Annotated in this window: 29 protein-coding genes; 14 read left to right on the top strand and 15 right to left on the bottom strand. The window is 67.2% G+C overall.

Annotation, left to right across the window (positions count from 1 at the left end; genetic code table 11):
- Positions 1-59: 59 nt before the first annotated feature.
- The 3 genes from SH591_RS11065 to SH591_RS11055 form a co-directional block, all read right to left on the bottom strand.
- Positions 60-794 carry a 2OG-Fe(II) oxygenase gene (locus SH591_RS11065; RefSeq protein WP_324749169.1) on the bottom strand — a complete coding sequence of 245 codons (735 nt, stop codon included), beginning with the start codon at positions 792-794 and terminating at the stop codon, positions 60-62.
- A gap of 119 nt (positions 795-913) precedes the next feature.
- Positions 914-4054: a TonB-dependent receptor domain-containing protein gene (locus SH591_RS11060; RefSeq protein WP_324749168.1), complete on the bottom strand. Its 3141-nt coding sequence runs from the start codon at positions 4052-4054 to the stop codon at positions 914-916.
- 62 nt (positions 4055-4116) lie between these two features.
- On the bottom strand, positions 4117-5148 hold the full coding sequence (locus SH591_RS11055; RefSeq protein ID WP_324749167.1) for a hypothetical protein: 1032 nt from the start codon (positions 5146-5148) through the stop codon (positions 4117-4119).
- Positions 5149-5316: 168 nt separating this feature from the next.
- Here SH591_RS11055 and SH591_RS11050 point away from each other — a divergent pair, with 168 nt between their 5' ends.
- Positions 5317-5811 carry a hypothetical protein gene (locus SH591_RS11050; protein WP_324749166.1) on the top strand — a complete coding sequence of 165 codons (495 nt, stop codon included), beginning with the start codon at positions 5317-5319 and terminating at the stop codon, positions 5809-5811.
- Between the two features lie 11 nt (positions 5812-5822).
- Here the strand turns inward: SH591_RS11050 and SH591_RS11045 are convergent, their stop codons facing one another.
- From SH591_RS11045 to xseA, 3 genes are read right to left on the bottom strand one after another with little or no spacing between them, the layout of a single operon-like run.
- Positions 5823-7067 (bottom strand): aspartyl/asparaginyl beta-hydroxylase domain-containing protein, encoded by a 1245-nt coding sequence (locus tag SH591_RS11045; protein WP_324749165.1) that lies wholly within the window; start codon positions 7065-7067, stop codon positions 5823-5825.
- 57 nt (positions 7068-7124) lie between these two features.
- Entirely contained in the window at positions 7125-7325 is a 201-nt protein-coding gene (locus SH591_RS11040) for a DUF2093 domain-containing protein (RefSeq protein ID WP_324749164.1), read from the bottom strand.
- An 11-nt stretch (positions 7326-7336) separates the two neighbouring features.
- Positions 7337-8779 carry an exodeoxyribonuclease VII large subunit gene (xseA, locus tag SH591_RS11035; protein WP_324749163.1) on the bottom strand — a complete coding sequence of 481 codons (1443 nt, stop codon included), beginning with the start codon at positions 8777-8779 and terminating at the stop codon, positions 7337-7339.
- Here xseA and purD point away from each other — a divergent pair.
- The 3 genes from purD to SH591_RS11020 all read left to right on the top strand — a co-directional run bounded on the left by purD (position 8778) and on the right by SH591_RS11020 (position 11124).
- A complete protein-coding gene (purD, locus tag SH591_RS11030) occupies positions 8778-10046 on the top strand; it encodes a phosphoribosylamine--glycine ligase (protein WP_324749162.1) in 1269 nt (422 codons plus the stop codon). The genes xseA and purD overlap by 2 nt on opposite strands.
- Before the next feature lie 72 nt (positions 10047-10118).
- On the top strand, positions 10119-10544 hold the full coding sequence (locus SH591_RS11025; protein WP_322831554.1) for a hypothetical protein: 426 nt from the start codon (positions 10119-10121) through the stop codon (positions 10542-10544).
- Between the two features lie 16 nt (positions 10545-10560).
- A complete protein-coding gene (locus SH591_RS11020) occupies positions 10561-11124 on the top strand; it encodes a hypothetical protein (protein WP_324749161.1) in 564 nt (187 codons plus the stop codon).
- 19 nt (positions 11125-11143) lie between these two features.
- Here SH591_RS11020 and SH591_RS11015 read toward each other — a convergent pair whose 3' ends face one another.
- Entirely contained in the window at positions 11144-12463 is a 1320-nt protein-coding gene (locus SH591_RS11015) for a hemolysin family protein (protein WP_324749160.1), read from the bottom strand.
- A 142-nt stretch (positions 12464-12605) separates the two neighbouring features.
- Here SH591_RS11015 and SH591_RS11010 point away from each other — a divergent pair, with 142 nt between their 5' ends.
- On the top strand, positions 12606-13271 hold the full coding sequence (locus SH591_RS11010) for a YiaD family glycine zipper/OmpA-like lipoprotein (RefSeq protein WP_322831639.1): 666 nt from the start codon (positions 12606-12608) through the stop codon (positions 13269-13271).
- Positions 13272-13319: 48 nt separating this feature from the next.
- Here SH591_RS11010 and SH591_RS11005 read toward each other — a convergent pair whose 3' ends face one another.
- Genes SH591_RS11005 through SH591_RS10995 form a run of 3 tightly spaced genes read right to left on the bottom strand, consistent with a single transcriptional unit; the run spans position 13320 to position 14277 of the window.
- Positions 13320-13775, bottom strand: coding sequence for a nucleoside deaminase (locus SH591_RS11005; protein WP_324749159.1), 456 nt, complete (start codon positions 13773-13775; stop codon positions 13320-13322).
- Between the two features lie 32 nt (positions 13776-13807).
- Positions 13808-13987: a YqaE/Pmp3 family membrane protein gene (locus SH591_RS11000; RefSeq protein WP_324749158.1), complete on the bottom strand. Its 180-nt coding sequence runs from the start codon at positions 13985-13987 to the stop codon at positions 13808-13810.
- A gap of 17 nt (positions 13988-14004) precedes the next feature.
- Positions 14005-14277 carry a hypothetical protein gene (locus SH591_RS10995; RefSeq protein WP_322831549.1) on the bottom strand — a complete coding sequence of 91 codons (273 nt, stop codon included), beginning with the start codon at positions 14275-14277 and terminating at the stop codon, positions 14005-14007.
- 188 nt (positions 14278-14465) lie between these two features.
- Here SH591_RS10995 and rpmB point away from each other — a divergent pair, with 188 nt between their 5' ends.
- Positions 14466-14759 carry a 50S ribosomal protein L28 gene (rpmB, locus tag SH591_RS10990; RefSeq protein ID WP_322831548.1) on the top strand — a complete coding sequence of 98 codons (294 nt, stop codon included), beginning with the start codon at positions 14466-14468 and terminating at the stop codon, positions 14757-14759.
- A gap of 46 nt (positions 14760-14805) precedes the next feature.
- Here the strand turns inward: rpmB and SH591_RS10985 are convergent, their stop codons facing one another.
- Positions 14806-15807, bottom strand: a complete 1002-nt coding sequence (locus tag SH591_RS10985) for an esterase-like activity of phytase family protein (RefSeq protein WP_324749157.1) — start codon at positions 15805-15807, stop codon at positions 14806-14808.
- 182 nt (positions 15808-15989) lie between these two features.
- Between SH591_RS10985 and SH591_RS10980 the strand changes: the two genes are divergently transcribed.
- The gene (locus SH591_RS10980; protein WP_324749156.1) at positions 15990-16424 is read left to right on the top strand and encodes a glycine zipper 2TM domain-containing protein; all 435 of its coding nucleotides are present in this window, start codon (positions 15990-15992) and stop codon (positions 16422-16424) included.
- Positions 16425-16493: 69 nt separating this feature from the next.
- Here SH591_RS10980 and cobT read toward each other — a convergent pair whose 3' ends face one another.
- Genes cobT through SH591_RS10965 form a run of 3 tightly spaced genes read right to left on the bottom strand, consistent with a single transcriptional unit; the run spans position 16494 to position 19951 of the window.
- Positions 16494-18323, bottom strand: coding sequence for a cobaltochelatase subunit CobT (gene cobT, locus SH591_RS10975; RefSeq protein ID WP_324749155.1), 1830 nt, complete (start codon positions 18321-18323; stop codon positions 16494-16496).
- A gap of 12 nt (positions 18324-18335) precedes the next feature.
- Complete coding sequence (gene cobS / locus SH591_RS10970; RefSeq protein ID WP_324751366.1) at positions 18336-19343, bottom strand: cobaltochelatase subunit CobS; 1008 nt, start codon at positions 19341-19343, stop codon at positions 18336-18338.
- Between the two features lie 14 nt (positions 19344-19357).
- Complete coding sequence (locus SH591_RS10965; RefSeq protein ID WP_324749154.1) at positions 19358-19951, bottom strand: J domain-containing protein; 594 nt, start codon at positions 19949-19951, stop codon at positions 19358-19360.
- A 40-nt stretch (positions 19952-19991) separates the two neighbouring features.
- Here SH591_RS10965 and SH591_RS10960 point away from each other — a divergent pair, with 40 nt between their 5' ends.
- Positions 19992-20276, top strand: a complete 285-nt coding sequence (locus SH591_RS10960; protein WP_324749153.1) for a BolA family protein — start codon at positions 19992-19994, stop codon at positions 20274-20276.
- A 27-nt stretch (positions 20277-20303) separates the two neighbouring features.
- Here the strand turns inward: SH591_RS10960 and SH591_RS10955 are convergent, their stop codons facing one another.
- Positions 20304-20936 carry a TetR/AcrR family transcriptional regulator gene (locus tag SH591_RS10955; protein WP_324749152.1) on the bottom strand — a complete coding sequence of 211 codons (633 nt, stop codon included), beginning with the start codon at positions 20934-20936 and terminating at the stop codon, positions 20304-20306.
- Between the two features lie 86 nt (positions 20937-21022).
- Here SH591_RS10955 and SH591_RS10950 point away from each other — a divergent pair, with 86 nt between their 5' ends.
- The 6 genes from SH591_RS10950 to thiL all read left to right on the top strand — a co-directional run bounded on the left by SH591_RS10950 (position 21023) and on the right by thiL (position 25194).
- Positions 21023-21304, top strand: coding sequence for a hypothetical protein (locus tag SH591_RS10950; protein WP_324749151.1), 282 nt, complete (start codon positions 21023-21025; stop codon positions 21302-21304).
- On the top strand, positions 21301-21825 hold the full coding sequence (locus tag SH591_RS10945) for a hypothetical protein (protein WP_322831540.1): 525 nt from the start codon (positions 21301-21303) through the stop codon (positions 21823-21825). The genes SH591_RS10950 and SH591_RS10945 overlap by 4 nt, the downstream gene beginning before the upstream one ends.
- Positions 21826-21943: 118 nt before the next feature.
- The gene (locus SH591_RS10940) at positions 21944-22843 is read left to right on the top strand and encodes a pirin family protein (RefSeq protein ID WP_324749150.1); all 900 of its coding nucleotides are present in this window, start codon (positions 21944-21946) and stop codon (positions 22841-22843) included.
- Positions 22840-23745: an alpha/beta fold hydrolase gene (locus tag SH591_RS10935; RefSeq protein WP_324749149.1), complete on the top strand. Its 906-nt coding sequence runs from the start codon at positions 22840-22842 to the stop codon at positions 23743-23745. Before SH591_RS10940 ends, SH591_RS10935 begins: the two co-directional genes overlap by 4 nt.
- 29 nt (positions 23746-23774) lie before the next feature.
- Positions 23775-24230 (top strand): transcription antitermination factor NusB, encoded by a 456-nt coding sequence (gene nusB, locus SH591_RS10930; RefSeq protein WP_324749148.1) that lies wholly within the window; start codon positions 23775-23777, stop codon positions 24228-24230.
- Between the two features lie 43 nt (positions 24231-24273).
- Positions 24274-25194: a thiamine-phosphate kinase gene (gene thiL, locus SH591_RS10925; RefSeq protein WP_324749147.1), complete on the top strand. Its 921-nt coding sequence runs from the start codon at positions 24274-24276 to the stop codon at positions 25192-25194.
- Positions 25195-25259: the final 65 nt, after the last annotated feature.

The following is a 25259-nucleotide window of genomic DNA, read 5'->3' as shown; positions in this document are numbered from 1 at the left end:
GGCAGGATTAGCAGCAAATTCGCCGGTGTGGGAGAGACAGGGCGATCCCGCTTGGCGGCTCAGGCCTGTCCCTGCCGGCTACGGAGCCACCCGGTGACCGAATAACGTCGCGACGCGGCGAACGGGGCTACCATGGTGACGCTGTGGGGCTGCGGCACGCTGAACAGGTTCAGCGCGTTGAAGGACGGGGTGTACGCCTCCGCGACATGACCGCGCGCATCGTGGAAGGCCAGCAGCCCACCCCAGTCAATCCGCCATTTCGGCGTGAGGTTGAACACGTAAGCGGCGATACGCTGCTTGCCGGCGACTTCGTCGTCATGCGCGGTCAGGAAATGACCCAGACCGTAAGCGGTCGCCTGCGCGTCGGCGAATGCGATCTCGTTGCGGCCCGTCACCTGGCGCAGGAAGCCCGCGACCTCGGGCGAAGACATGAAGGAGGCGAAGCGGCTCAACTCGTCTGCCTGCGCGCCGCGCTCCTCCTCCGAGTCCGGGACACGGATCGTTTCGTAGCAATATTGGAAATTGTGCCGGGCCGACGCATGGATCGCGCGGTCGAGCTCCTGGCGGGCTTCGGGCGTCATTGCCGCCTGCGCTGCGCGATCGAGCTCGAACAGCTTGCTCTCCTGGTTGATCACCAGGCGCCAGGCGGCGCTGCCCCGCAGGAACGCATAAAGGCGCTCGGCGTCGGCGGCTTCGAGAAACTCGGGAACATGAAGCCGCGAAGTGCTCGCAAAAGCCGTGCGCAGAGCGTCGGCATCCAGCTTCGGGTTCAGCCGATACGACTGACTACTCATCTCGGCAATGCGCCTTCCATCGCGATCCTGGCCCTCGTGCCTCCCCGAGGCCCTGCCATGAACGGCGCACAAAAAAAAGGGCGGCAGACAATGTCTGCCGCCCTTCGATAGTCGTCGCGTTAGAAGCGAAGTGAGGCCGAGACGAAGAAGTCACGCCCAAGCACGTCGTACACGCTCGGATAGGTATTGGCCTGCTCCTGATTGTCGCCAATCAGCTGCGGCTTCTTGTTGAAGATGTTGTTCACGCCGGTGTTCAGCGTCAGGTGGTCACCCACGTTGAACGAGAACGCCAGGTCGAACAGGTTGTAGGACTTCAGGTTCTCGACGATGTAATCCGTATCATCATCGTCGTCCCGAGTCTTGCCGACATAGCGCCAGCGGACAGTCGAAGTGACTGGGCCGTCGAGCCAGGACACGCGGCTCGCGAACTTCCACTTCGGCGTCGGGTTTCCGCACTGGTTGCCGAAGCGGCCGCCACACTCGATCACTTCGTCGACACCGACGGTCGGCACGAAGTTGTTCGACCGGGTGTAGTTGCCGAGGAAGTAGAAGCTCAGCTTCGATTCATCGGCTCCGGCGAGGCCGAAGGCCAGCGGGAGGCTGTAATCGATCTGGAAGTCGACGCCTTCCGTGGAGAGCTGCGCGAGGTTCGCGTTGTTCGCCTGGACGATGAACTGACCGCCGCCCGAGATCGAGCCCTGCTGGTCGCGCGTGATCGCCTGACAGAGCGGGCTCGTCGCGTCCTGAATGACGTTGTAGCAGAGGTTCAGGACGCCGCCGACGCCGCCGCCGGCCGCCGCGATCGCGTTGTCGACCGTGATATCGTACCAATCGACTGCGATGTTGAGGCGCGGAATGAAGCGCGGACGGAGGACCACACCAGCGGTGTAGGTGTCCGAGACTTCTTCCTGCAGCAGCGGATTGCCGCCGAAGGTGCCTTCGATCTGCGGGTTAGGCTGAAGGAAGGACTGACCGACGTTCGAGGACGGAACGCCCGTGGCGACGCAGAGAGCGCGAACAGTCGCGTTCGTTGCCGCCGACGCCAGTGCGCACGGATCGGTCGCCGCCGGGAAGCCGACCGACTGACCGCCGAACAGTTCCTGGACGTTCGGTGCACGGACCGCACGCTGATACTGAGCGCGGAACGTGATGTCGCTGACCGGAGCGAATTCGGCACCTGCCGCGTAGGCCCAGACACCACCGACGTTCTCAAGCGAGTAGTCCGAGTAGCGCGCTGCTGCGCTCAACTCGAGCCGGTGGATGAAGTTGTCCTGGACGAGCGGAAGACGAAGCTCGCCGAACACTTCCTTGACGTCATATTTGCCTTCGGTCGGATCGCCGGCGTTGAAGCCAGCAACGTCGCCCGAGGCCAGAGCGGTGTCGGGAATGAACTGGCCGCCCATGCTGCGCCACTCGACGCCGGCCGCGAAGCCGATCGAATCCGTCGCCCAAGGGGTCTGGAAGAGCGAGCCGGCAAGGCTGGCCTGCGCAACCTGGAGCTGGGAAATGTCGGTATTCTGCGCGAGGATCGAGATGCCGTCGATACAATCGGCGCTCAGCTGGTTCGCGCCGAAGAAGTTGCAGGTACCGTCCGCGGCCAGCCTGGTCAGGTTGGAACGCGACACGTTGCCCGCCTGGATCGAGGCATTACGAGTGCGAGCATACGAATAATAAGCATCGTAGGTCAGCGACTCGGTCAGATCGCCGCGAACACCGATGAGCGTCCGGAAAGCATTCCGGTCGTCGGCGACGTTACGGTTGGAGATCTGGCTCACGCGGGTGTTGAGCTGCAACCGGACTTCGGTCGGCTGGAGGGCGCCGAAGGTCCCGGCGCCGGCCGTGAAGCCAGGGAACGGGTTCGCCACACCACCGGCAGCAGCGGCGGCGATCGCAGCCTGCTGATTTGCAGCGATCGTCCGGAGCTGGGTGCAGGTCGCGGCGTTAACGTTGGCGCAGGCCGCATTGAGGTTGAAGTTGACGTTCTGCGTGATTGGCGTCGCGGCAAGCTCGTTCTCGACGCGGTTGTTGATGAAGACGACCTCACCATAAGCGGTGATGCCTTCGGACACTTCATATTCGCCGTAGCCGCCGATCGTCCAGCGCTCCTGCGGGACCATCAGGTAGTTGTCGGGCGCGTAGTTGAATGCGTCGGTAGCGCCATTGTAGGGCCGAGCCACGCCCGGCGTGCCGAAGAAGGCGCCGCCACCCGGGAACGCCGTCCCGGCGCCGATGTCGAAGCAGCCCGCGTTCCGGGGCGGATTGCCGGTGCCGCCGCAGCTCGGGTTGGCGCCACCGATCGAGCCGGGAGCGCCGACCGTGATCGTGCCCGGAGCGACGAAGCGTCCTTGGGGAACGCCGGCCGAGCCGCCCGGAATGAGGCTGGTGTCGCCGTCAGCCAGTGCGAAGCGCGAGAAGTCGCGAGCGCCCTGGAAAACGTCGCCGCGATTATAATATTCGCCGTACACCGCAAGATGCCCGCGGCCGTCGGCAAACTGCGTGCCGAGCGCCATATAGGCATTGTAGCGGCGACCGTCGCCTTCACCGGTGATGCTGTACTGACCGCCGGCCATCAGGCCATCGAGATCGCCGCGAAGACGGAAGTTGGTCACGCCGGCGAGTGCGTCGGAACCGTACACGGCCGAGGCGCCGCCGGTCACGACGTCGATGCTTTCGATCAGGAACTGCGGAATCGTGTTGAGATCGGTGACCTGGTTGGCATCATAGAAGATGTAACGACGGCCGTTGACCAAGACGAGGTTGCGCTGCGAGCCGAGACCGCGAAGATTGAGCGTCGCCACGCCGCCGCCTGGGTTGTTCGAGAACGCCGTGGCGCCGGGAACGACCTGCGGGAGGGTGTTGATGACCTGCTCGACGTTGACGGCGCCGGAGAGCGTGAACTCTTCGTCCTGCACGACCGTGAGCGGGCTGGAGGAGGTGAGATCGCGCCGCGGAATGCGCGAACCGGTGATGACGATGCCCTCGCCCGAACCGGCCGCATCGGCTTCGGTCTGGCTCTGCACCGGAGTTTCGCTCTGGTCGTCCTGCGCATAGGCAGGCGCCGCGAACGCGGACGCCCCGATAATCAGGGTCGACGCCAAAAGGCGCTGACGGAAAGTTGATCTCATTGCGTGTCCCCTAAAGTAAGGGCGGCTGCCCACCCGATCCCTTTGCGAAATGCCGTTCTCATCCATGAGCGACGACGCTTCGCCGGTAAAAGCAGCTTCAGCGCCGCCTTCGTTCGGTTGGTAGGGCAGCAGCAAGGCGCAACGCAATCGATCCAGTGAAATCACTATAGGGTTATCACTCGCCTGTAGTAAAAAGGTCACACAGGCAAATGGTCCAGCGGGGGCTGCGCGGCTGGCAGTTGAAGCCCATCGGCCCATCGGAGGGCGTCCGCAATATGTTTGCCGTGAACGCGCCCGATCATCATGTCGGCTTCGGCGTGGGCCGCTTTCGAAAAGACGGCTTGATGCTGCTTGGCGTTTCGCTCTTGCCACCGGTCAAGCGCCCGCAACAGCAAAGCATCGGAGAGGGTGAGGCCGAGCGCCGCAGCGGCCTTCCGAACGGCGCCTTCGAGATCGCCACTGATCTCGGCAAAATCAAGGTGACTTCCCGAGTCCTTCCAGTCGGGACAGGCGGCTTCGAACAGAGACAGTTGAAGATAGTGCGTCAGAGCACACAGATTAGCGGCGCGTCCGAGCGGATCGGCGGTCTCGGAAATGGCCTGCGCAACCAGCCCCTGTCCTCCGCCAAAGGCACTTGCGAGATGACCGGCCACCCGCGCGGTGAACGCGATCCGATCGCGCCCTCCGCGAAAGACGGCGCGGAGGAATGACTCCGCGTCCATCGTGAGGAAGAGGCGCTCGGCGGACCGACGGGAGCTGCAAAGATCGGCTACGATGTTATTCGCCCAATTACTCGGCTTCACCACGGTGGCCTGACCGGGAATCAGAAGAGCTTCTTGCACCACATCCAGAATTCCTCCGAAGGCCGGATCGGTCGCGTGATGTTGTCGCAGTGTCTTTTTCCAGTCGGCCAGGTCGACGAGACACTGGGGTTCCTTAAGCACGAACGCCTCGCAAGCTTCGTCCAGGACGGACGCGAGCAGGGTCGACCCGCAGAACGACACGTGGAAGATGTAGCGGATCGAGCCTCCGCCTGTACCGCTCGGCTGAGCCTGGGCGAAATCGACGACCCTTTCCGTACCCTCCCAGAAGGTCGTTCGCCCGTCCAGAAATGTGGCAGCGCGGAGGGCGGAAGGTATGGCATGCACATAACGGAGCTTGCGACCTACGGGATCGACGCGATGAAGAAACCACATCGCCCGCTCTTCGAATTCGGAACTGTCGCTCATCGGGCGCGCCTGACGCGACCTGCGACGAAGGTCAATCGCCTCGCGTCCGTCTAACCGAAGAGCGCACCGCGGACGGAGGCTTGCATGCATAGGCCGACCAACCGTACGATCCCCCGTCCGTCCAGCGAGGTCCTTATGCGCATGCGCTCAACCCTTATCGCCACTCTGATGCTTTGCACTGCGCCGGCCGCGGCCGCGGCTCAACAACCGCCACGCGACCAGCCGGCCGCGCTGTCGCGGCTGCTGGATTGCCGCGCCATCGCCTCGGCGGAAGAGCGCCTCGCCTGCTTCGACCGGGAAACGGGAGCTATGGACGCGGCCGTGCAACGGGAAGATCTCGTCGTCATGGATCGGCAGCAGATCCGCAAGACGAGATCGTCACTGTTCGGCTTCGCCCTCCCCGACCTCGGCATATTCGGGGATAAGGACGAGGATGCAGCCGTCGCGCAGGTCGAAAGCACCGTGCGCTCCGTCAACAACGGCCCAAGTGGAAAGTGGGTGATCACGCTGGCAGATGGCGCAAGGTGGCTGCAGATCGACAGCCGGGATTTGCCCATCGATCCAAAGCCGGGGCACAAAATCGTGATCCGGCGCGCCGCGCTTGGATCTTATCTCGCCAACGTCAACGGCCAAACCGCCCTCCGCGTGCGCAGGATCAACTGATCAGGGCAGGCTCAGCCCACCAATCTTACGGCCGCGCGCTCGGCCTCGCTCAGTAGCGGATTCCAGGCATCGAGGATGAGGATCGCCCGCGGCTTGGCGCTGTCGTTCCACGCCTCGTGCTCGATCGTGTCGTCGAAGGCCCAGGCCTCCCCTTCGCGCCATGTCCGTGTTTCGGCTCCCACCCGGAACCCGCAGCCTTCGGGAACGATCAGCGGCAGGTGAACGGTAGTCCGGACGTTGGTCGACCCCGTGTGAGGGGGTATTTTGGTTTCCGGCCGAAGGATGGAGAACATGACCGTGGGCGCCTTGCCCGGCATGTCCAGCATCGGTAGCGCCTCGACGATCGCCGCGGTTCGGGGGCAACGGGCGCAATTGGCGTGGTTCCTTTGGCCATTCTCCCACAAGAACCAGGCGCTCCAGCGCGGCGAATGGTTGAGTTCCTCCCACTGGTTGAGCGGCGTGCCGGGCGCATATGTCACGTAGGGCCGGAAATTCGGATCCTCATCGACGAGCAGGGACAAGAGCTCGGCCCGGATCTCCGCCGTTCCCGCCTCCAAATTCTCGAACCAGGGAAAGAGCGCCCGATCGAAAAACTCGATCGCCGGCAGATAGGGGAAGTGACCGGCGGTGGGTTGCTGCACATAGACCTTGCGTTGTCCGGCGCGCTGCTCGGCGAAGCCGCGCACACGGGAAAGGTCCACCTGCGGATATGCAGAGGCGACCTCGGCAAGGACCGCATCATAGTGACGGTGGCGGGCCCCGCCGAAGGTCCGGACGATCTCCCGAGCCTCGTGGATCTGGGCGCGAACGGACGGGGGGAAAGCGGCGTCGTCTCCGACCCCGGCCAGAACCGATTTGCACAGTTGGTAGGCCTCTTCTCCGCGGCCGAGTTTCTTCAGCACCACGCCCTTGGAGAGAATGGCTGGAAGGAAGAAATTGTCCCGCGAGAGCACCTCTTCGAGGCTTTCCAATTGGGCAGCGAATTCGCCGCAGATACCGAGGCTGCACGCGAGATTATACCAGACGGCCGGCGGCTGGGGATCGTGGCTCAAGGCAAGCCTGAAGCTCGCAGCCGCGGCCTTCGGATCGCCGGTCTCCATCTGCAGCAGCCCCAGCATGTTCCATGCGGGCGCCGACTGCGGGTCCACCGCAACAGCCTCCTGCGCGGCGCTCACCGCGTCTGCCGGCCGACCCTCCTTGCGGGCGCGCGCGGCGCGCGCCGTCAGTTCCCTGGCTAATATGCTGGTGTCGCTCATCCGCGCGATACAATCACCGAGATCACCCGCTGACAAGCTCGGCGGGATCCTTTCTGCTCAGCCGCCCGACTCCGCCTTCACCGACGCCTCGGCGTCGGCATAGGCTTCCTGGCGCGCGATGCTCCAGTAGCGGAGCTCGTCGAGCGGGATCTTCTGGCCGGTGACGGCGCAGACGACGTGGTCACCCGAGCTCAGCATGCGGAAGGTGCCGGCCATATAATGGAGCTTGGCGGGGCGACCGTTGTTCGACATCAGCATGGGCAGTTCCGTTACAGCAATTTGGGTTGGTCTGGCTTGGCTGCCACGTAAGGCGCGCGGCGCCCGCGCTCAACCCCGTCGACCTGCGCATCGACGCGGCCGTCGCCGAAGACCAGCGTGATTTTCCCCGCCTTCCGTGCCGCCTCCGCCGCGACCAAAGCGTGGCCGGAACGGTCCTCGACCCGCACATAGCCCTTCGCGAGCGGCTTGTCCGGATGGGCTTGAGCCGCGATGCGCCACAGGCCGTCGACCAGCCGCTGCCCCTCGAGGATGCGGCGCTGCACCAAGGCCTTGTCGAGGCGGATCGCGGCCAGCCGCTCGCTGCTCCGCCGTACCGCCGCCGACAGCAAGGACGGCCGCAGCGCGCCGCCGGCATGACCGAGGTCGGCCCGCGCATGGCTGATCGACCCGCGCAGCGCGCGCGGCAGCCGCTCGGCGAGATCGTCCAGCCGCTGGCGCTGCGGCGCGAGAAGGTCCGCCGGCGCAGGCAGGCGGCGCGCGCTGTTCTCGAGCTGCTCGGCGGCGCGCTCGCGGGCGCGGGCGGCGCAGCGCGCGGTACGCGCGCCGAGTTCGCCGAGCTGGGCCAGCAGGTCCGACCGGACCGGCACCGCGATCTCGGCGGCGGCGGTCGGTGTGGGCGCGCGGATGTCCGCGGCGAAGTCGCACAGGGATGTATCGGTCTCGTGCCCGACCGCGGAGATGATGGGGATCGAGCAGTCGGCGACGGCGCGCACCACCTCCTCCTCGTTGAACGCCCACAGATCCTCGATCGAGCCGCCGCCGCGCGCGACGATCACCAGGTCCGGGCGCGGCACGGGGCCGCCCGTGCCGAGCGCGTCGAAGCCGCGTATCGCGGCGGCGATCTGGGGGGCCGCGCCGTCGCCCTGGACCGGCACCGGCCAGACGATCACGTGGCTCGGGCAGCGGTCGGCGAGGCGGTGGAGGATGTCGCGGATCACCGCCCCGGTCGGCGAGGTGACGACGCCGATCACGCGCGGCAGGAACGGCAGGCGCTTTTTGCGCTGCTCGTCGAACAGCCCCTCGGCCGCGAGCGCGCGGCGGCGCTTGTCGAGCAGCGCCATCAGCGCGCCCTGCCCGGCCAGCTCGAGCCGGTCGATCACGATCTGATAGCGCGAGCGCCCGGGATAGGTGGTGAGCTTGCCCGTGGCGACGACCTCGATGCCGTCCTCCGGGCGGAAGCGCAGCGCGCCGGCGGTCGCCTTCCACAGCACGCCGTCGATCACCGCCTTGTCGTCCTTCAGGCAGAGATAGCAATGGCCCGACGCCGCGCGCTTCCAGCCCGAAATCTCGCCGCGGACCCGCACGAAGCCGAAGGCGTCCTCGACCGTGCGCTTCAGTCGCATCGACAGTTCGGAGACGGTCTGCGCCGGTGCGTTGTCGCCGGGGGCTTCGGTTGCTAGGAGCCCGCCATCAGTTGAAGGGAAGTCGTCCATGAATGTCCTGTTGATCGGCTCGGGCGGGCGCGAGCATGCGCTGGCGTGGAAGCTGGCGCAATCGCCCAGGCTCGGCAAGCTGTTCGCGGCGCCCGGCAATCCGGGCATCGCAGAGCATGCCCAGCTTGTCGACCTCGATGCCGCCGATCACCGCGCGGTGGTCGATTTCTGCCGCCGCAATTCGGTCGAGCTGGTCGTGGTCGGGCCGGAGGCGCCGCTCGTCGACGGCCTCGGCGACAACCTGCGAACGATGGGCTTCGCCGTGTTCGGGCCCAACCGCATTCCGGCCCAGCTCGAAGGGTCGAAGAGCTTCACCAAGGATCTGTGCGCCCGCCACGGCATCCCCACCGCGCGCTACGTGAAGGCCGGCGACAAGCTCGCCGCCGAAGCCGCGCTGTCCGATTTCGGCCTGCCGGTCGTGATCAAGGCCGACGGCCTCGCCGCGGGCAAGGGCGTGATCATCGCCGAAACGGCCGAGGAGGCGCAGGCCGCGCTGGACGTGATGTTCGAGGGCGGCTTCGGCGCTGCCGGCGCCTCGGTCGTGATCGAGCAGTTCCTGACCGGTGAGGAAGCGAGCTTCTTCGCGATCACCGACGGCACCCATGTCGTGCCGTTCGGATCGGCGCAGGACCACAAGCGCGTCGGCGACGGCGATACCGGCCCCAATACCGGCGGCATGGGCGCCTACAGTCCGGCCGCGGTCCTGACGCCGGCGCTCGAGGAGCGGGTGATGGAGGAGATCGTCCGTCCGACGGTCCGCGCGATGGCCGAGAGCGGGACGCCTTATTCGGGCGTCCTCTTCGCCGGGCTGATGCTGACTGCCGAGGGTCCTTCCCTGATCGAATATAATGCGCGCTTCGGCGACCCCGAATGCCAGGTGCTGATGACGCGCCTCGAGACCGACCTGCTCGAGCTGTTGTACGCCACCGCCAAGGGGACGCTGGCGGACGCGGAGCCGCCGCGCTTTAGCGACGACGCCGCCCTCACCATCGTTATGGCGGCCAACGGCTATCCGGCAACGCCCGAGAAAGGCGGCCGCATCGACGGCGTCGGCGAGGTCCGGGGCGCCAAGGTCTTCCATGCCGGGACGGCGCTTCACGAAGGCAGCTTGGTTGCCAGCGGTGGCCGCGTGCTCAACGTGACCGCGCGCGGGCCGGATGTCCGCGCCGCGCGCGACGCCGCTTATGCGGCAGCCGGGGCGATCGACTTTCCGACCGGATTCTATCGCCGAGACATCGGCTGGCGCGAGATCGAACGGCTCGGCTAGCCGCACGGCGCCGAACGGGATATTTTACGGGCACGAAACATTGTTCATGCTGATGGACAGGGGAGTTGGGACATGTCGCCCGCGGTTAAGATTCTGATCGGTTTTGTTGCGGTGATGCTGATGGGCTGGGCCTATCACGGTCCGCTCGGCCAGGGCGAAGCGTTCGTGGGCGCGCTGGAAGCGCAGGCGCAGCAGGCGGTCGCCGAAGTGCCGGGCGTCCAGGCGCGGCTCGGCCACGACCCGCTGACGCGCGCCGCGACCCTCTCCGGCCCCGCCAACGCCTTCCAGCGCGAAGGCATGGGCGAATTCCCCGGCCTCAACGACCGCGTCGACGCGATCGAGGGCATCTCCTCGATCCGCTGGGCGGACACCGGCCAGGCCGAGACCGCAATACCGCTGCTCGCGGAGGCGCTCGCTTTCATCCTGCTCGCTTATCTTATCGGGCTCGCGCTCGGTCGCCTGCTGTTCGGGCGCCCGAAGCGCGAAGGCTATCTGTGAAGGAACGACACTCATCATGACGACTGTGATCGAAGCCTATCTGATCCCCATCATCATCGCTTTGGTAATCGGCCTGGCGATCGCCTGGTGGGCCTTCTCGCGCCGCTCCGCCGGGACGCCGCGCCTCAGCCGGGAAGCCGATCCCGCCGCGCCGCTCGAGCGCCCCTATGTCCGACCCGCCGCACCCGTACCAGCGCCAGCCCCCGCCCCTGCTGCAGCGCGCCAGGCGCGTGAAGGCCACGGCCTCGCCGATTCGGCAGCGGCCGCAACCGCGGACGTCGCCGGCCAGATCATCGGCGCAGAGGTCCATTCGGAACTGCCCGGCGCCGAGGGCCCGCCCGACAACCTCCAGATGCTGAAGGGCGTCGGCCCGAAGCTCGCCGCGCGCCTCAACGAGAACGGCATCATCCGTTTCGAGCAGCTCGCCGCCTTGACCGAGAATGAGGTCGCGATCCTCGAGGACAAGCTCGGGCCCTTCAAGGGCCGCCTGACCCGCGACCGCGTCGTCGAACAGGCCTTCTACCTCGCCCGCGACGACCGCGACGGCTTCGAAGCCCGCTTCGGCGCCCTCGGCGGCTGAGGCGCCGGCGGCCGGCGCGTCAGCCGCGCATGTGGGTGGCGAGCAACTTGTCGATCTTGTGGCCGTCCATGTCGACGATCTCGAAGCGCCAGCCGGCGAAGCGGAACGCCTCTCCCGTCTCCGGCAAATGCTTGAGCACTGACAAGGCAAAGCCGGCCGCGGTCGCATAGTCGCGGTCGTCGGGCAGGCCGAAACCCAGCGCGTCGGCCATGCCATCGGCGGACAGCGAGCCGGAAATCAGCCAACTCCCGTCCTCGCGCTCGACCAGCGGCGGATCGCGGTCGTCGCCGCGGTCGGACGCGAACACCCCGGCCAGAGCGGCGAGCAGGTCGGCGGGCGTGAGGATTCCGTCGAAATGGCCATATTCGTCGTGGACGAAGGCGACCGGCACTTCGGCCGAGCGCAACACGGCGAGCGCGTCCATCGCGTCCATCTGGTCGGGCACCACCGGCGCCTCGCGCACCAGTCCGCGCAGGTTGAGCGGCTCGCCCTCGATCTGCGAGGCGACGATGTCGCGCAATTGCACCACGCCCAGTAGCCGGTCGACCGATCCTTCGGCCACCGGGAAGCGGCTGTGCGGCGTTTCGATCAGGAACGCCCGTATATCCTGCGGGCTGGCGTCGACATCGATCCAGTCGACGTCGGTGCGCGGCGTCATTACCTCGCGGGTCGGACGGTCGGCGAGGCGCACCACGCCGGAGATGATCGCCCGCTCATTCTCCTCGAGCACGCCGGCATGGGTCGCCTCGGCGACGACGAGGTGAAGTTCCTCGGCAGTGACCTTGCTGTCCGATTCGCGCTGCATGCCGAGGATACGGAAGACGAGCGCGCTCGACCGGTCGAGCAGCCACACGAACGGGGCGGTGACCTTGGCCATCCACAGCATGATCGGCGCCATGAAGACGGCGATCGGCTCCGGCGCGCGCAGGGCGAACTGCTTGGGCACCAGCTCGCCGATGATCAAAGAGGCGTAGGTGGTGAGCGCGATCACGATGGTGAAGCCGAGCGTCCCCGCCAGCTCCTTTTCGACGCCGAACGGCATCAGCCGCTCCGCGACGGGCCCGCCGAGGCTGGCGCCCGAATAGGCGCCGGCCAGAATGCCGATAAGGGTGATTCCGATCTGGACGGTCGACAGGAAGCGGCCGGGATCGGCGGCGAGATCGAGCGCGATGCGGGCGCCGCGCCGGCCGGCCTTGGCCATCGCCTTCAGCCGCGCCTCCCGTGCCGATACGATCGCCAGCTCGGACATGGCGAAGACGCCGTTGAGCGCGATGAGAAGCAGGATGACGACAACGTCAAACCACGGGAATGGCGATAGGGGGGGATGTGCGGGCGACATGGTCTGCCCGCCCTCTTTAGCCGTGAACCTCCGGCAACGACAACTGGTTCGTGACGGCGGCGTCCGCGCCGGAGGAACAAGCCCGCCCGGTGGCGGTTGGACCTGCGTTCAACATGTCCCCTTCACAGGGAAAGGAATGAGTATGCCCATATCCAAGCGTATCACGCTGGCGGCCGCAGCAACCGCGTTGCTGGCCACCACCGCCTGCGTCACCGACCCCAATACCGGCGAGCGCCGGGTCTCCCGCGCCGCGATCGGCGCGGGCCTCGGCGTCGTCGGCGGCTATCTCGCCGGCGACCTGATCGGCGGCAAGGGCGATCGTACCGAGAAGATCATCGGCGCCGGCATCGGCGGCATCGCCGGCGGCGCGATCGGCGCCTATATGGACAAGCAGGAGCAGGAACTGCGCCGCGAGACGGCCGGCACCGGCGTCGACGTCATCCGCGAAGGCGACGAGATCGCCCTGCGCATGCCCGCGGGAATCACCTTCCCCATCAACAGCTACCAGATCCAGCCGCAATTCCAGTCGACCCTGGACGATGTCGCGCGGACGCTGGCTTCCTATCCGTCGACGATGATCGACGTCTACGGCCACACCGACCCGTCGGGCGGCGACGGCATCAATATCCCGCTGTCGCAGAATCGCGCGCAGTCGGTCGCGTCCTACCTCGCCCAGCGCGGCGTCAATCAGGCGCGCATCGCGACCCAGGGGTTCGGCTCCAGCCGTCCGATCGCCGACAACGGCACCGAGGCGGGTCGCTCCGCCAACCGCCGCGTCGAGATCCGGATCGTGCCGGTAGCTGCCTGACGCACGGCTCGTGAAACAGGCGCCGGGGACACGTCCCCGGCGCCTTTTCTATGCGCGGCGCTCGCGGAAGAAGTCGCGCAATATCTCCGCCGCCTGCTCCTCGCCGATGCCGGCGTAGATTTCGGGGGCGTGATGGCAGGTCGGCTGAGCGAACAGTCGCGGGCCGTGCAGCACCGCCCCTCCCTTGGGATCCGCCGCAGCGAAATAGAGCCGCCCGATTCGCGCCAGCGCGATCGCGCCGGCGCACATCGCGCACGGCTCCAGCGTCACCCAGAGGTCGCATTCGTCGAGCCGGGAGGTGCCGAGCGCCTGCGCCGCCGCGCGCAGCGCCACCATCTCGGCATGGGCGGTAGGATCATGGCCGGCGCGCATCGCATTGGCCGTCACCGCGACGATCTCGGTCCCGCGTACGACCACGGCGCCGACCGGCACTTCGCCATCGTCGGCGGCGCTGCGGGCGGCGTCGAGCGCGAGGCGCATCGGTTCGGGAAGCGGAAAGGCCATGGCCGACGGTTAGCGGCCGGGAGCGGCGAGCGCTATGCCGGCGATGCCGGCGGGCGCCTTCTCAGCAGGATCAGGAAGGCGAAAACGACGCCGGGCAGATAGCCCAGACAAGTAAGGCCGAAGGCGATCCAGAAGTTTCTGGAAACGCCTTCGGCCAGGAAGACCGCCAGCGGCGGCAGGAAGAGGGCCGCGAGGACGAGCGTGACAGTCACCCCGCGGCCTCCAATCCTTACTGCTCGTTATTGTCCTTGACGCCGATGACCGGCACGTCGACCGTTTCGGTCTTGGTGTCGACGGTCGGAACTTCGATGTTGGTCTCGGTCGTGCCGACCACGACTTCCTTCGAATCGACGTCGACCGCGGGCATTTCGCCGCCCTCGGCGGTGACGTCGACGTCCGGCAGCGCGCCTTCCTTGACGTCCGCACTCCAGAAGCCGGTGGCGAACAGGATGATCACAATGACGACGACGACCGCGAGCAATCCGAGAACCTTGCGAGACATAGAAATTCCTCCTTCAGAACCTGTGTAGTTGGAGGGACAACGCAGCTTGTCTGAATCGGTTGCACTAGCGCAACGATCTGCCGGACCGGCCTCCGACGCCAACCGCGTAAACGGTTGACGAAAGCCGTCATCGTGGTTAGGTGCGCCCACTTTCCGGGGACATGTTCCCCATTCCAGGACGAGATGAAATGTCGCGGATTTGCGAACTGACCGGCAAGGGCCGGCTGGTGGGTAACAATGTTTCCCACGCCAACAACAAGACCAAGCGGACCTTCCTGCCCAACCTGCAGAACGTCACCTTGATGTCGGACGCTCTCGGCCGCGGCGTGAAGCTGCGCGTCTCGATGGCTGGCCTGCGCTCGGTCGAGCATGTCGGCGGCCTCGACAATTGGCTCGCCAAGACTTCGGACGAGAAGCTGAGCCTGAACGTCCAGCGCCTGAAGCGCGAGATCGTCAAGAAGCAGGCGACGGCGGCCGCCTAAACGGCTGTCGCTCCCGCAACTGCGGGAGCGTCCTTTCTCGAACGAATCAAGGAGCCGGGATTTTCCCGGCTTCTTTTCGTGCGTCCGGCGCCAGCGCGAGCTTCAGCAGCAAGGTCCGCTGCAATCCGCTAAAATTGTCGTCCGACGCGATCCAGACGATCGTGCGGCCGCCTTCGCGACTGACGCTCAGCGCCTCCAGATTGTCGACCGTCACGGGCGCCTGGAAATGGGCGATCTCGCGCGGCTCGATCACGGCCCCCTCCTGCCAAGGTGCGATCGGGGCGACGGTGAGCTTTGCCGACACGCCTTCGAGCGGCGTGAAGCGCCGGTTGAGCAGCAGCATCCGCCCGTCCGGCAGCAGGGCGGCATCGGTGAGGCGGTATCCCTCCGGCGGCCGGTAGAAGATCCGGCGCGAGGGCGTCGCCTCCACCGCCGGATCGCCGTCGAACAAGGCCACTTCGCCGACGCCGTCCGGCTGCTTCCGGGCCTCGGCGAAGACCAGGAATCGGCCGTCCGGTAGCCGCAATAGGCCCTCTCCGCCGGAATTGGAGCGCCAGCCGCGCATCACCTCCGGCTGGGCCGCCGAATCGCTCCGCCAATCGCCGAGCCGATAGCGCCAGACCGCATTGTGCCGCTCGAACGCCACCCAGGCGTGGTCGCCGTGCACCGTCATCGCCTCCGAATCGCGTTCCTTCTTGCGGTCGGTTGTGCCGGGCCCGTCGGGCAGCGCGGCGATGCTAAGTCCCTGGCGGCCCGTGCGGGGAACATGGAAGCGGAGGAGCTGCCCGGCGTCGCTGAGCGCGATGACGGCCCCGTCCCGCACATGCATCGAGGAAATCCCGCCGAAACGGGGATCGTTGCTGCGGATCGCCCAGCCGCCCAGATAGAAGAAGTCGCCGATGCGGCGGCGGGCGGGATCGCTGGCGTCGAGCGGCACCGGCTCGAACGCGATCGTTGTCCTGGCCGGGATCGGCGCGGGCCGGAACAAATTGGTCGGCGCAAAGGTCGCCAGCAGCGGCCAGGCGATCAGGGCGAGGAGGGCACGCATCGCCCCCCTGATAGCCGCGCGAGGGCGGCGTCGCATGGTTAATCTCGATGAACCGCGGCTGACGACCGCATTCAGACAGGGCTCAAGCGAATCGCCCGATAAGGGGCACCAAGGACGAAGGCCCAAGGCGACTTCAGTGTCGGTTCGGCGGACCGCCGCCCAGTAGAACAAGGAGATTTGTCATGCTTAAGAAGATCATGCTCGCCGCCGCCGTCGCCGCAACGTCGCTGACCGCGTTGCCGGCCGCCGCGGAAGCGCGCAACCGCGACGGCTATTACGATTCGGGCCGCTACGAGCGCAGCTATCGCAGCGACCGCGGCTACCGGAACAACGGCTATTACGGGAACAACCGCTCGTACCGGAACAACGGCTATTATGGCCGCAACTCCAATGCCGGCTATTACAATCGCCGCGGCTATGACGACCGCTACCGCCGCAGCTGCTCGGGCACGACCGGCACCATCGTCGGCGGCGTCGCCGGCGCCCTGCTCGGCCGCGAAGTCGATCGCGGCGGCAACAGCCGCTACGGCCGCCGCGACAGCGGCACCACCGGCGCCATCATCGGCGGCGCGATCGGCGCCCTCGCCGGCCGCGCGATCGACAAGGCCGATTGCTGAGCGAGCCTAATCCCTCCTGTAGCGTAACGAGGGCGGGGCCCGGCACTCCACGGAGTGTCGGGCCCTACTTCATTCGGCGTCGAACAGGGCCGCGAGCTGTTCGACCATGGTGCCGCCCAATTGCTCGGCGTCCATGATCGTCACCGCCTTCTGATAGTAGCGCGTGACGTCGTGGCCGATGCCGATCGCGATCAGTTCGACCGGCGAACGGCTCTCGATCCAGCCGATCACCTGGCGCAGGTGGCGCTCGAGATAGGTGCCGCTGTTCACCGACAGCGTCGAATCGTCGACCGGCGCGCCGTCCGAGATCACCATCAGGATGCGCCGCTCCTCGGGGCGGTTGACCAGCCGCTGGTGCGCCCACAGCAAGGCCTCGCCGTCGATATTCTCCTTGAGCAGCCCCTCGCGCATCATCAGCCCGAGATTCTTGCGCGCCCGGCGCCAGGGCTCGTCCGCCCTCTTGTAGACGATGTGACGCAGGTCGTTGAGGCGTCCCGGGTGCGGCGGCCGGCCTTCGGTCAGCCAGCGCTCGCGTGATTGCCCGCCCTTCCACGCGCGCGTCGTGAAGCCGAGTATCTCGACCTTCACGCCGCACCGCTCCAGCGTCCGCGCCATGATGTCGGCGCTGATCGCCGCGATCGAAATCGGCCTGCCGCGCATGGACCCGCTATTGTCGATCAGCAGGCTCACTACCGTGTCGCGGAAATCGGCTTCCTTCTCGACCTTGTAGCTCAGCGACTGGGCGGGATTGACGACCACGCGCGCCAGCCGCGCCGCATCGAGCAGGCCTTCCTCCTGGTCGAAATCCCAGCTCCGGCTCTGCTGCGCCATCAGCCGCCGCTGGAGCCGGTTGGCAAGCTTGGTCACGGCGCCCTGCAGGTGGGTGAGCTGCTGGTCGAGATAGGAGCGCAGCCGCCCCAGTTCCTCTTCGTCGCACAATTCGCCGGCCTCGACGGTCTCGTCGAAGCGGTCGGTGAACACGCGATAGTCGAAATGCGGCGACAGGTCCGAAAGCGGGCGGTTCGGGCGGACGGGGAGCATCCCCTCCTCGCCTTCCTCGCCCATGCCCTCGTCGCCCTCGGACAGATCGTCCTCGGCATAGTCGCTCTCGTCCTGGTCCTCGCCGGAATCGCCCTGCTCGACGCGGATGTCGGCCTCGCCTTCGCCGCCGGCCTCGTCGTCCGAATCGCTCTCGGAATCGCCGCCCTCGTCCTGGTCGTCGCCCTCGCCTTCGTCGCCCTCGTCGGGGTCCTGCTCGGGCGGGCGGTCCTTCTCGACCAGTTCGAGATCCTGGAGGACCTTGGTGGTGAGCGCGGCGAACGCCGCCTGGTCGTCGAGCGCGAGGCCGAGCGCATCGAGATCGGCGCCGGCTTTCTCCTCGATCCAGTCCGAGACCAGGTGGATGCCGGCGCGGGCCGCCTCGGGCGGCGCCTCGCCGGTCAGCCGCTCGCGCACCATCAGCGAGATGGCGGTCTGCAGCGGCACTTCTTCGCGGTTGCGCGCGCGCGTGATCGGATCGGTGCGCATCCGCATCTCGGTGACGCGATTGAGGTTCGCCCGCACGCCGGCCATCGCCCGCGCGCCGAGCGCCTCGACCCGCGCCTGCTCGGCGGCGGAGAATACGGCGCGGGCGACGTCGTCGGCCGGCGCGTTGCGGGCGTGCAAAACGGGATCGTGGTGGCGCAGCTTCAGCGCCGCGGCGTCGGCGAATCCGCGCGCCTCGGCAACCTCGCGCTCCGGCAGCGTCCGCCCCGGCATCGGCACCTTGACGCTCTTGCCCGATGCGGTCGGCACGTCGGCGGTGAAGCCGAGCTCGAGCTCGGGCTCGGCCGCGATCGCGCGCGACGCGCCGGTCAGGACCTGGCGGAAAGTCTCGAGTGGATTTTCGCTCTGCGGCATGGCCCTGCGGGCTCAGCCGACCCGGCCGACGACGCTCTCCGGCAGGTCCTTGCCGAAGACGCGCTGATAATATTCCGCGATCAGCGCGCGCTCGGCTTCGTCGCACTTGTTCAGGAACGAGAGGCGGAAGGCGAAGCCGATATCGTTGAAGATCAGCGCATTCTGCGCCCAGCTGATCACCGAGCGCGGGCTCATCACGGTCGAGATGTCGCCGTTGATGAAGCCTTGGCGGGTCAAATCGGCGACCTTGATCATCTTCTCGACCTCGGCGCGGCCGCCCTCATGGTCATACTCGCCCGACTTGGCGAGGACGATGCGCGCCTCGGTCGCCGCCGGCAGGTAATTGAGCGTGACGACGATGTTCCAGCGGTCCATCTGGCCCTGGTTGATCTGCTGGGTGCCGTGATAGAGGCCGGTCGTGTCGCCCAGCCCGATCGTGTTGGTCGTGGCGAACAGGCGGAAGAAGGGATTGGGGCGGATCACCCGGTTCTGGTCGAGCAGGGTCAGCTTGCCCTCCGCCTCCAGCACGCGCTGGATGACGAACATCACGTCCGGACGGCCGGCATCATATTCATCGAACACGAGCGCAGTCGGCGTCTGCAGCGCCCACGGCAGCAGGCCCTCGCGGAATTCGGTGACCTGCTGGCCGTCGCGGAGCACGATCGCGTCGCGGCCGATGAGGTCGATGCGGCTGATATGGGCGTCGAGGTTGATGCGGATCAGCGGCCAATTGAGGCGCGCGGCGACCTGCTCGATATGGGTCGACTTGCCGGTGCCGTGATAGCCCTGGACCATGACGCGACGGTTGCGCGCGAAGCCGGCGCAGATGGCGAGCGTGGTGTCCGGATCGAAGACATAGGCCGGATCGAGGTCCGGCACCCGCTCGTCGGCCTCCGAGAAAGCCGGAACTTCCATGTCGCTGTCGACCCCGAAGAGGTCGCGCACCTTCACGATCTTGTCGGGCGCGTCCATCACCGTGGCGGCACGGCTGTCGAGGTTCACATTGGCAAGTTCGGCCATCATTCTTTCCAGGTTCAAGCGAAAGCGGGACGTGATTTGAGCTGCGTATAGGCCCCGATGACGGCCTGCAACGCTTTCTCATGGCCGCGGTCGCCGCCATTATGATCGGGATGATAGCGGCGCAGCAGCTCGGCGTATCGCCGTCTAAGCGCGCGCCGGTCGGTGTCGGTTCCAAGCCCCAGCGTCTTCAGCGATTTGCGGTCCTGCTCGCTCAGCACGCGCCCGTCTGCGCGCTGCGGCCCCTGGCCGGCCGCACGCTGGAAGCGGGCGCCGATCGCGTCGAGCGGGTCGACGAAATCGGCCCATTTCGGCGGCGAGGAGCCGTTGGCGGCGAACGCCCGCGTCTCCCGGTCCCAGCCGCCATAGGGGGTCTGCGCCGCCTCGATTTCGTCGGGACTCATGCCGTTGAAGAAATTGTAGCCGGAGTTGAATTCACGGACATGGTCGAGGCACAGCCAGCGCCAGTCACCCGGCCCGTCGAAATTGGGTCGGCGGCCGGCCGCGGGCGCGCGGAATTCGCCCGGCTCGACGCAGCCCGGCTGGGAGCAATGGCGCTCTCCCTCGACGCGGCCATGAAATCGCGTCTGCTTCTTCCCCGAACTCGCCACTCATCTCCCTTTCGCAGTCCGAGCCGCTATATAAGACCCGATGACCCAGCATTTAACCGGACCGGTCGCGGCCGAAATCACAAAACGTCTCCAGCAGAGCCTCGCTCCGACGCATCTCGTCGTTCGGGACGACAGCGAGATGCATCGCGGCCATGCCGGCCATGACGGACGCGGCGAGAGCCATTTCACCGTCGAGATCGTGGCCGAGCAGTTCGCCGGCATGAGCCGCGTCGCACGCCAGCGCGCGGTCAACACGGCGCTCGGCGATCTGCTCGCCGAGCGCGTCCACGCGCTGGCGATCAAGGCCAGAGCCCCGGGAGAATGAGCCCAGGCTTGGCGGCCGGACGCGGCCTCAGGCCCTGACCAGCAGCGCCTTCACGCCTTGCGACAGGCGCGTCTCCATGTCCCGCCCGAGATCCTCCGAGACCATTTCGCCCGTAATCAGCGGCAGCGCCACCGCCCCGACCAGCATCAGCAAAGCGAGTTCGGGGTCGCTGGCGGCGACGATGCCTGCATCGATCCCGTCCGCGAGAAGCGGCAGGAGGGCGCGGCGATTGGGAAGCCATAGCCGCTCGAGCACATAATCGTGCCGCTCTCCGGGACGAGTGACCTCGTTGACGAAGAACTGCCCGAGCTCGCGGTGGGCGGCATTGAAGGCGACGAAACGATCGAGCGCGCGGCCTATGCGCTCACCCAGCGGCATCGGGTCGTCCTGGAGGGCGGCGATATCGGCCTGCGCATCGGCCATCCGCACCGCGATTTCGTCGACCACCGCCTTCCACAGGCCCATTTTCGATCCGAACTGGCGCGCTACGAGGGCGACGTCGACCTCGGCATCGGCGGCGATGTCGCGAAGGTTGGTGCCGTGAAAGCCGTTGTGCGCGAACCGGCCGAGCGCGGCCGCGAGGATCGCCGCCGGATCGGGTGCATGCTCGCGCTTCGGCCTCCCCCGCTTGCGCTTCGCCGCATTCGTCTGGACCTCCATCGCAATCCCCTCCTCCATCCCCATTGACTGGCCCAGAACGAGCATTTAATCAACAGTTGTTGACTAATGATTCCGAGAGACAAGCCTTGCACTCCTTCCGCCTGAGCTACTGGATGCATGCCGGGCAGGCTCCGCGGCTGCTTGCGTTCGACGCGCCCGATCTCGACGCCGCCTACGCGACCGGCGGGAAGATGATCGCGGAGGCTTTGGGCCGCCCCGACGATTTCGTGCTGCTGGACCGGACTACCGGCCGCTTCATGGTGGGAGCGGCAATATGGTCGCGCAACGGCTTCTTCCGGCTCGCGGTCGAGGAGGCGCCCCCCATGCCGCAAGGTGCGCAGGGCAAGCGCGCGGAAATCCGCGTATGAGCTGGCTGGCGCTTGCCCGCAGGCGCCGTCACGTTCGGGAGCTGGTCGAGGACGCCACCGCATCGCTCGAGCGGGACCTGAAGGATCTGCTCCCCTTCGCCGGCGAGCAGCTTGCGCGCGAATGCGTCATCTTCATCTACTGGTCGGTCCATGTCGGGATCGTCAACGCGCAGACCTCCGCGCTGGACCGGTGGCTGGCCCGCGTCGCGCTCCATCGCCAGCTTCGCCGCGCCTCGGCCGCGCTGGGCGACGGCAACTCGCCGCTCGATCTGGTTGCCTGTTACGAACAGAGGTGCCGCGAGGCGCTGGCGACCACCCCCAACATCTTTCTCTACCACAAAAGAGGAGCGGAGCTGCCGATCCTCCCGGTCACGCCGTCGGGCGCGAAGCTGTTCCTGCGCCGGATCGGCCACGCCCGCATCCCGCCCCAGGCCGTAGCCCGCCTGGCGGAAGTGCTCGCCTCCTATTTCTGGTCGTGCGTCCAGCATTTCCAGCCGCGCATCAGGCCGCGCTTCCCCTGACGCGCCGCGCTTCGGATGATGCCCGAAGCCATCGCAATTGAATGCCGCCCGTGCCACTGTGATCGCCTGAGTCCGGCACGTGCCCGCGCTGGGGCGCAACCTGGGAGAGCATGGCCCGATGACCGACGATCCATTCCTGCAGGTCCTCCATCCCGTCAGCCACGATCTTGGCGGCTTCAAGGTCCATCGCACGCTGCCGCACAAGGCGCGGACCATGGTCGGCCCCTTCATCTTCTTCGACCAGATGGGACCGGCGCACCTGCCGGCCGGGACGGGCATGGACGTACGGCCCCACCCGCATATCAACCTCGCGACCGTCACCTATCTGTTCGCGGGTGCGATCGACCATCGCGATTCGCTCGGCACCGTCCAGCGGATCGAGCCGGGCGCGGTCAATCTGATGACGGCCGGGCGCGGCATCGTCCATTCCGAGCGGTCGCCCGCCGAGCTGCGCCCGGACGGGCCGGAACTGAGCGGGATCCAGACCTGGCTGGCCATGCCGCAGGCCAAGGAAGAGATGACGCCGGCCTTCGAGCATGTCGCACGCGAAGCGCTGCCGGTGATCGAGTCCCGGGACGCGACGGCGCGGGTGATCATGGGCACTCTCTGGGGCGCCACCTCCCCGGTCACCTGCCACAGCGAGACGATCTATGCCGATCTCGCGCTGCGGCCGGGCGGCGCGCTGCCCATCGATCCGGCGGCCGAGGAGCGCGCGCTCTACGTCGCGGAGGGCGATGCCGATCTCGACGGCCTGCCGCTCGAGCCGATGGTGCTCTACGTCCTCCGCCCCGGCATCCGCGCCACCCTGCGCTCGTTCGGCGGCGGCCACGTCATGCTCTGCGGCGGCGCGCCGATGGATGGCACGCGCCATGTCTGGTGGAACTTCGTCTCCTCGCGCCGCGACCGGATCGAGGAGGCCAAGGCCGACTGGAATGCGCAGCGTTTCCCGCTCGTGCCCGACGATGCCGTCGAGCGAATCCCGCTTCCCGACGTCCCGATAACGGTCAGCTACCCATGAGCGAGCCTCGCACCACCCGCATCGGCCTGCCGACCGGCGTGACGCTCACCGTCCAGCTCGGTGGCGCGGAGGAGGCCGAGCCGATCGTCTTCCTCCACGGCTTCCCGGAATCGCACCGCACCTGGCGCTTCCAGATGCAGGCATTGGCCGCCGACTTTCGCGTCGTCGCCCCAGACCAGCGCGGCTTCGGCGGCTCCGACAAGCCGCAGGAGACCGAGGCCTATCAGACCGAGCGGGTGGTCGAGGATCTGGTCGCGCTCGCCGACGCGCTCGGCCTCGGTCGCTTCACTTTGGTCGGCCACGATTGGGGCGGCGCGGCGGCGTGGCTGGCGGCGCTGCGCCATCCCGAGCGCGTGGCGCGGCTGGTGATCGTCAACGCACCCCACCCCCTGCTCTTCCAGAACAGCCTGATCGACGACGAGGCCCAACGCGCCGCCTCGCAATATATGAACCGGTTCCGCGAGCCGCGGATGGAGCAAGGGATACGCGCCATGGGGCTGGAGACCTTCTTCGAGAAGAGCTTCGGCGCCCATGTCGACCTGCGCCGGATCCCGTCTGGCGAGCGCGAGGCCTATCTCCATGACTGGGCGCAGGAAGGCGCGCTGACGGCGATGCTCAACTGGTACCGCGCCTCGCGCATCCTCGTCCCCGAGCCGGGCGAGGCGGCGCACCATCCGCTCTGGACGCGCGCGCCCTTCCCGCACGTGACGATGCCGACGCTCGTCGTCTGGGGCCTGAAGGACAAGGCCTTGCTGCCGATCCAACTCGCCGGGCTGGAAGAGCTGGTGGACGATCTCCGTATCGTCATCGCCGAGGATGCGGGCCACTTCCTGCCCTGGGAGCAGCCCGAGGTCGTCACCGAGGCGATCCGCGACTTCATCGCCGAGACTCCGCTCGACTAACGCCCTCCGCTTTGGCTATGGCCCGCGCGATGCAGCAGACTCCCGCCCGATCCCGTTCGCGTTCCGCCGCGCGGCTTGCCGCCGTGCAGGCGCTGTACCAGCAGGAGATGGAGAAGACCCCGCTCCCGACCCTGCTCCACGAATTCCACCAGCACCGGCTCGGCGCGACGATCGAGGGCGTCGAATATGCCAACGCCGAGGTCGATTTCTTCGACGACATCGTCCGCGGCGTCGATGCCCGCCGCGTCGAGCTGGATGCCCTGATCGCGGCCCGCCTCGCCAAGGACTGGTCGATCGAGCGGCTCGACAAGCCGATGCGGCAGATCCTGCGCGCCGGCGCCTACGAACTGGTTGCGCGGATCGACGTTCCGACCGGCAGCGTCATTTCCGAATATGTCGACGTCGCCAAGGCCTTCTACGACAAGCGCGAGGCCAATTTCGTCAACGGACTGCTCGACGCCGTCGCCAAGGACGTCCGCAAGTAGGCCCCGCTTCGCGCCCCGCGCGGAACTGGGCTAGTTTCGGCACATGAGCCGCGAATCCGACTTCATTTCCGCCCTGCGCGCGCTGGCGACCGATCCGGCCGCGCGCGGCCTGCGCGACGATGCCGCCGTGATGGAGATCGGCGGCACTGGCCTCGTCCTCACCCACGACATGATCGTCGAGGGCGTCCATTTCCTCGCCACCGACCCGCCGGCGGACGTCGCCTGGAAATTGCTCGCGGTGAACCTGTCGGACCTCGCCGCCAAGGGCGCGACGCCGGTCGGCGCCCTGCTCGGCTATTCGCTCGGGCACGCGGACTGGGACGCCGCCTTTCTCGACGGTCTGCGCGACGCGCTCGCCGCCTTTGCCGTGCCGTTGCTGGGCGGCGACACGGTGGCCGCACCATCCGGCGCGGCGCGCACTTTCTCGCTGACCGCGCTCGGCACTGCGGGCGTCGTGCCCTCGCGCAGCGGCGCGGCGGAAGGCGACGGCCTGTTCGTGACCGGCACCATCGGCGATGCCGGGCCGGGCCTGGAGATCGCCGCCGGCCGCCGCGACGGGCCGGCCGAACTGCTCGCAGCCTATCGCCGCCCCCAGCCGCGGCTCGAAGAAGGGCGCCGGCTCGCGCCCCACGTCCATGCGATGATGGACATATCGGACGGGCTGCTGATCGATGCGAGCCGGATGGCCGAGGCTTCGGGGCTCGCCGTGGTGATCGATCTCGACCTTATTCCGCTGTCGGACGCTCTGACTCGCCTGGTCGGCAAGGACCGCGAGGCGCGTCTCCGCGCCGCGCAGGCCGGGGACGATTATGAACTGCTGTTCGCCGCGCCGGTCCTTCCGGACGGCGTCGCCGCGACCTGCATAGGCCGCTTCGCCGCCGGCGCCGGCCTTTCGCTCGAGGACGCGGCTGGCGCCGTGCCTTTGCCGTCGCGGCTCGGCTACGAACATGGCGAGACGCGCTAGAGTCCCGTTTCAGTCGAGAATAGAGCTCGACTTGAACGCTCTCTAATTCCTGCCTAACACCTTCC

Source organism: Sphingomonas sp. LY54 (assembly GCF_035594035.1).
Classification (GTDB): domain Bacteria; phylum Pseudomonadota; class Alphaproteobacteria; order Sphingomonadales; family Sphingomonadaceae; genus Allosphingosinicella.
The sequence above is the reverse complement of the archived record's forward strand: the minus strand, read 5'-3'. Positions and strand labels throughout refer to the sequence as shown.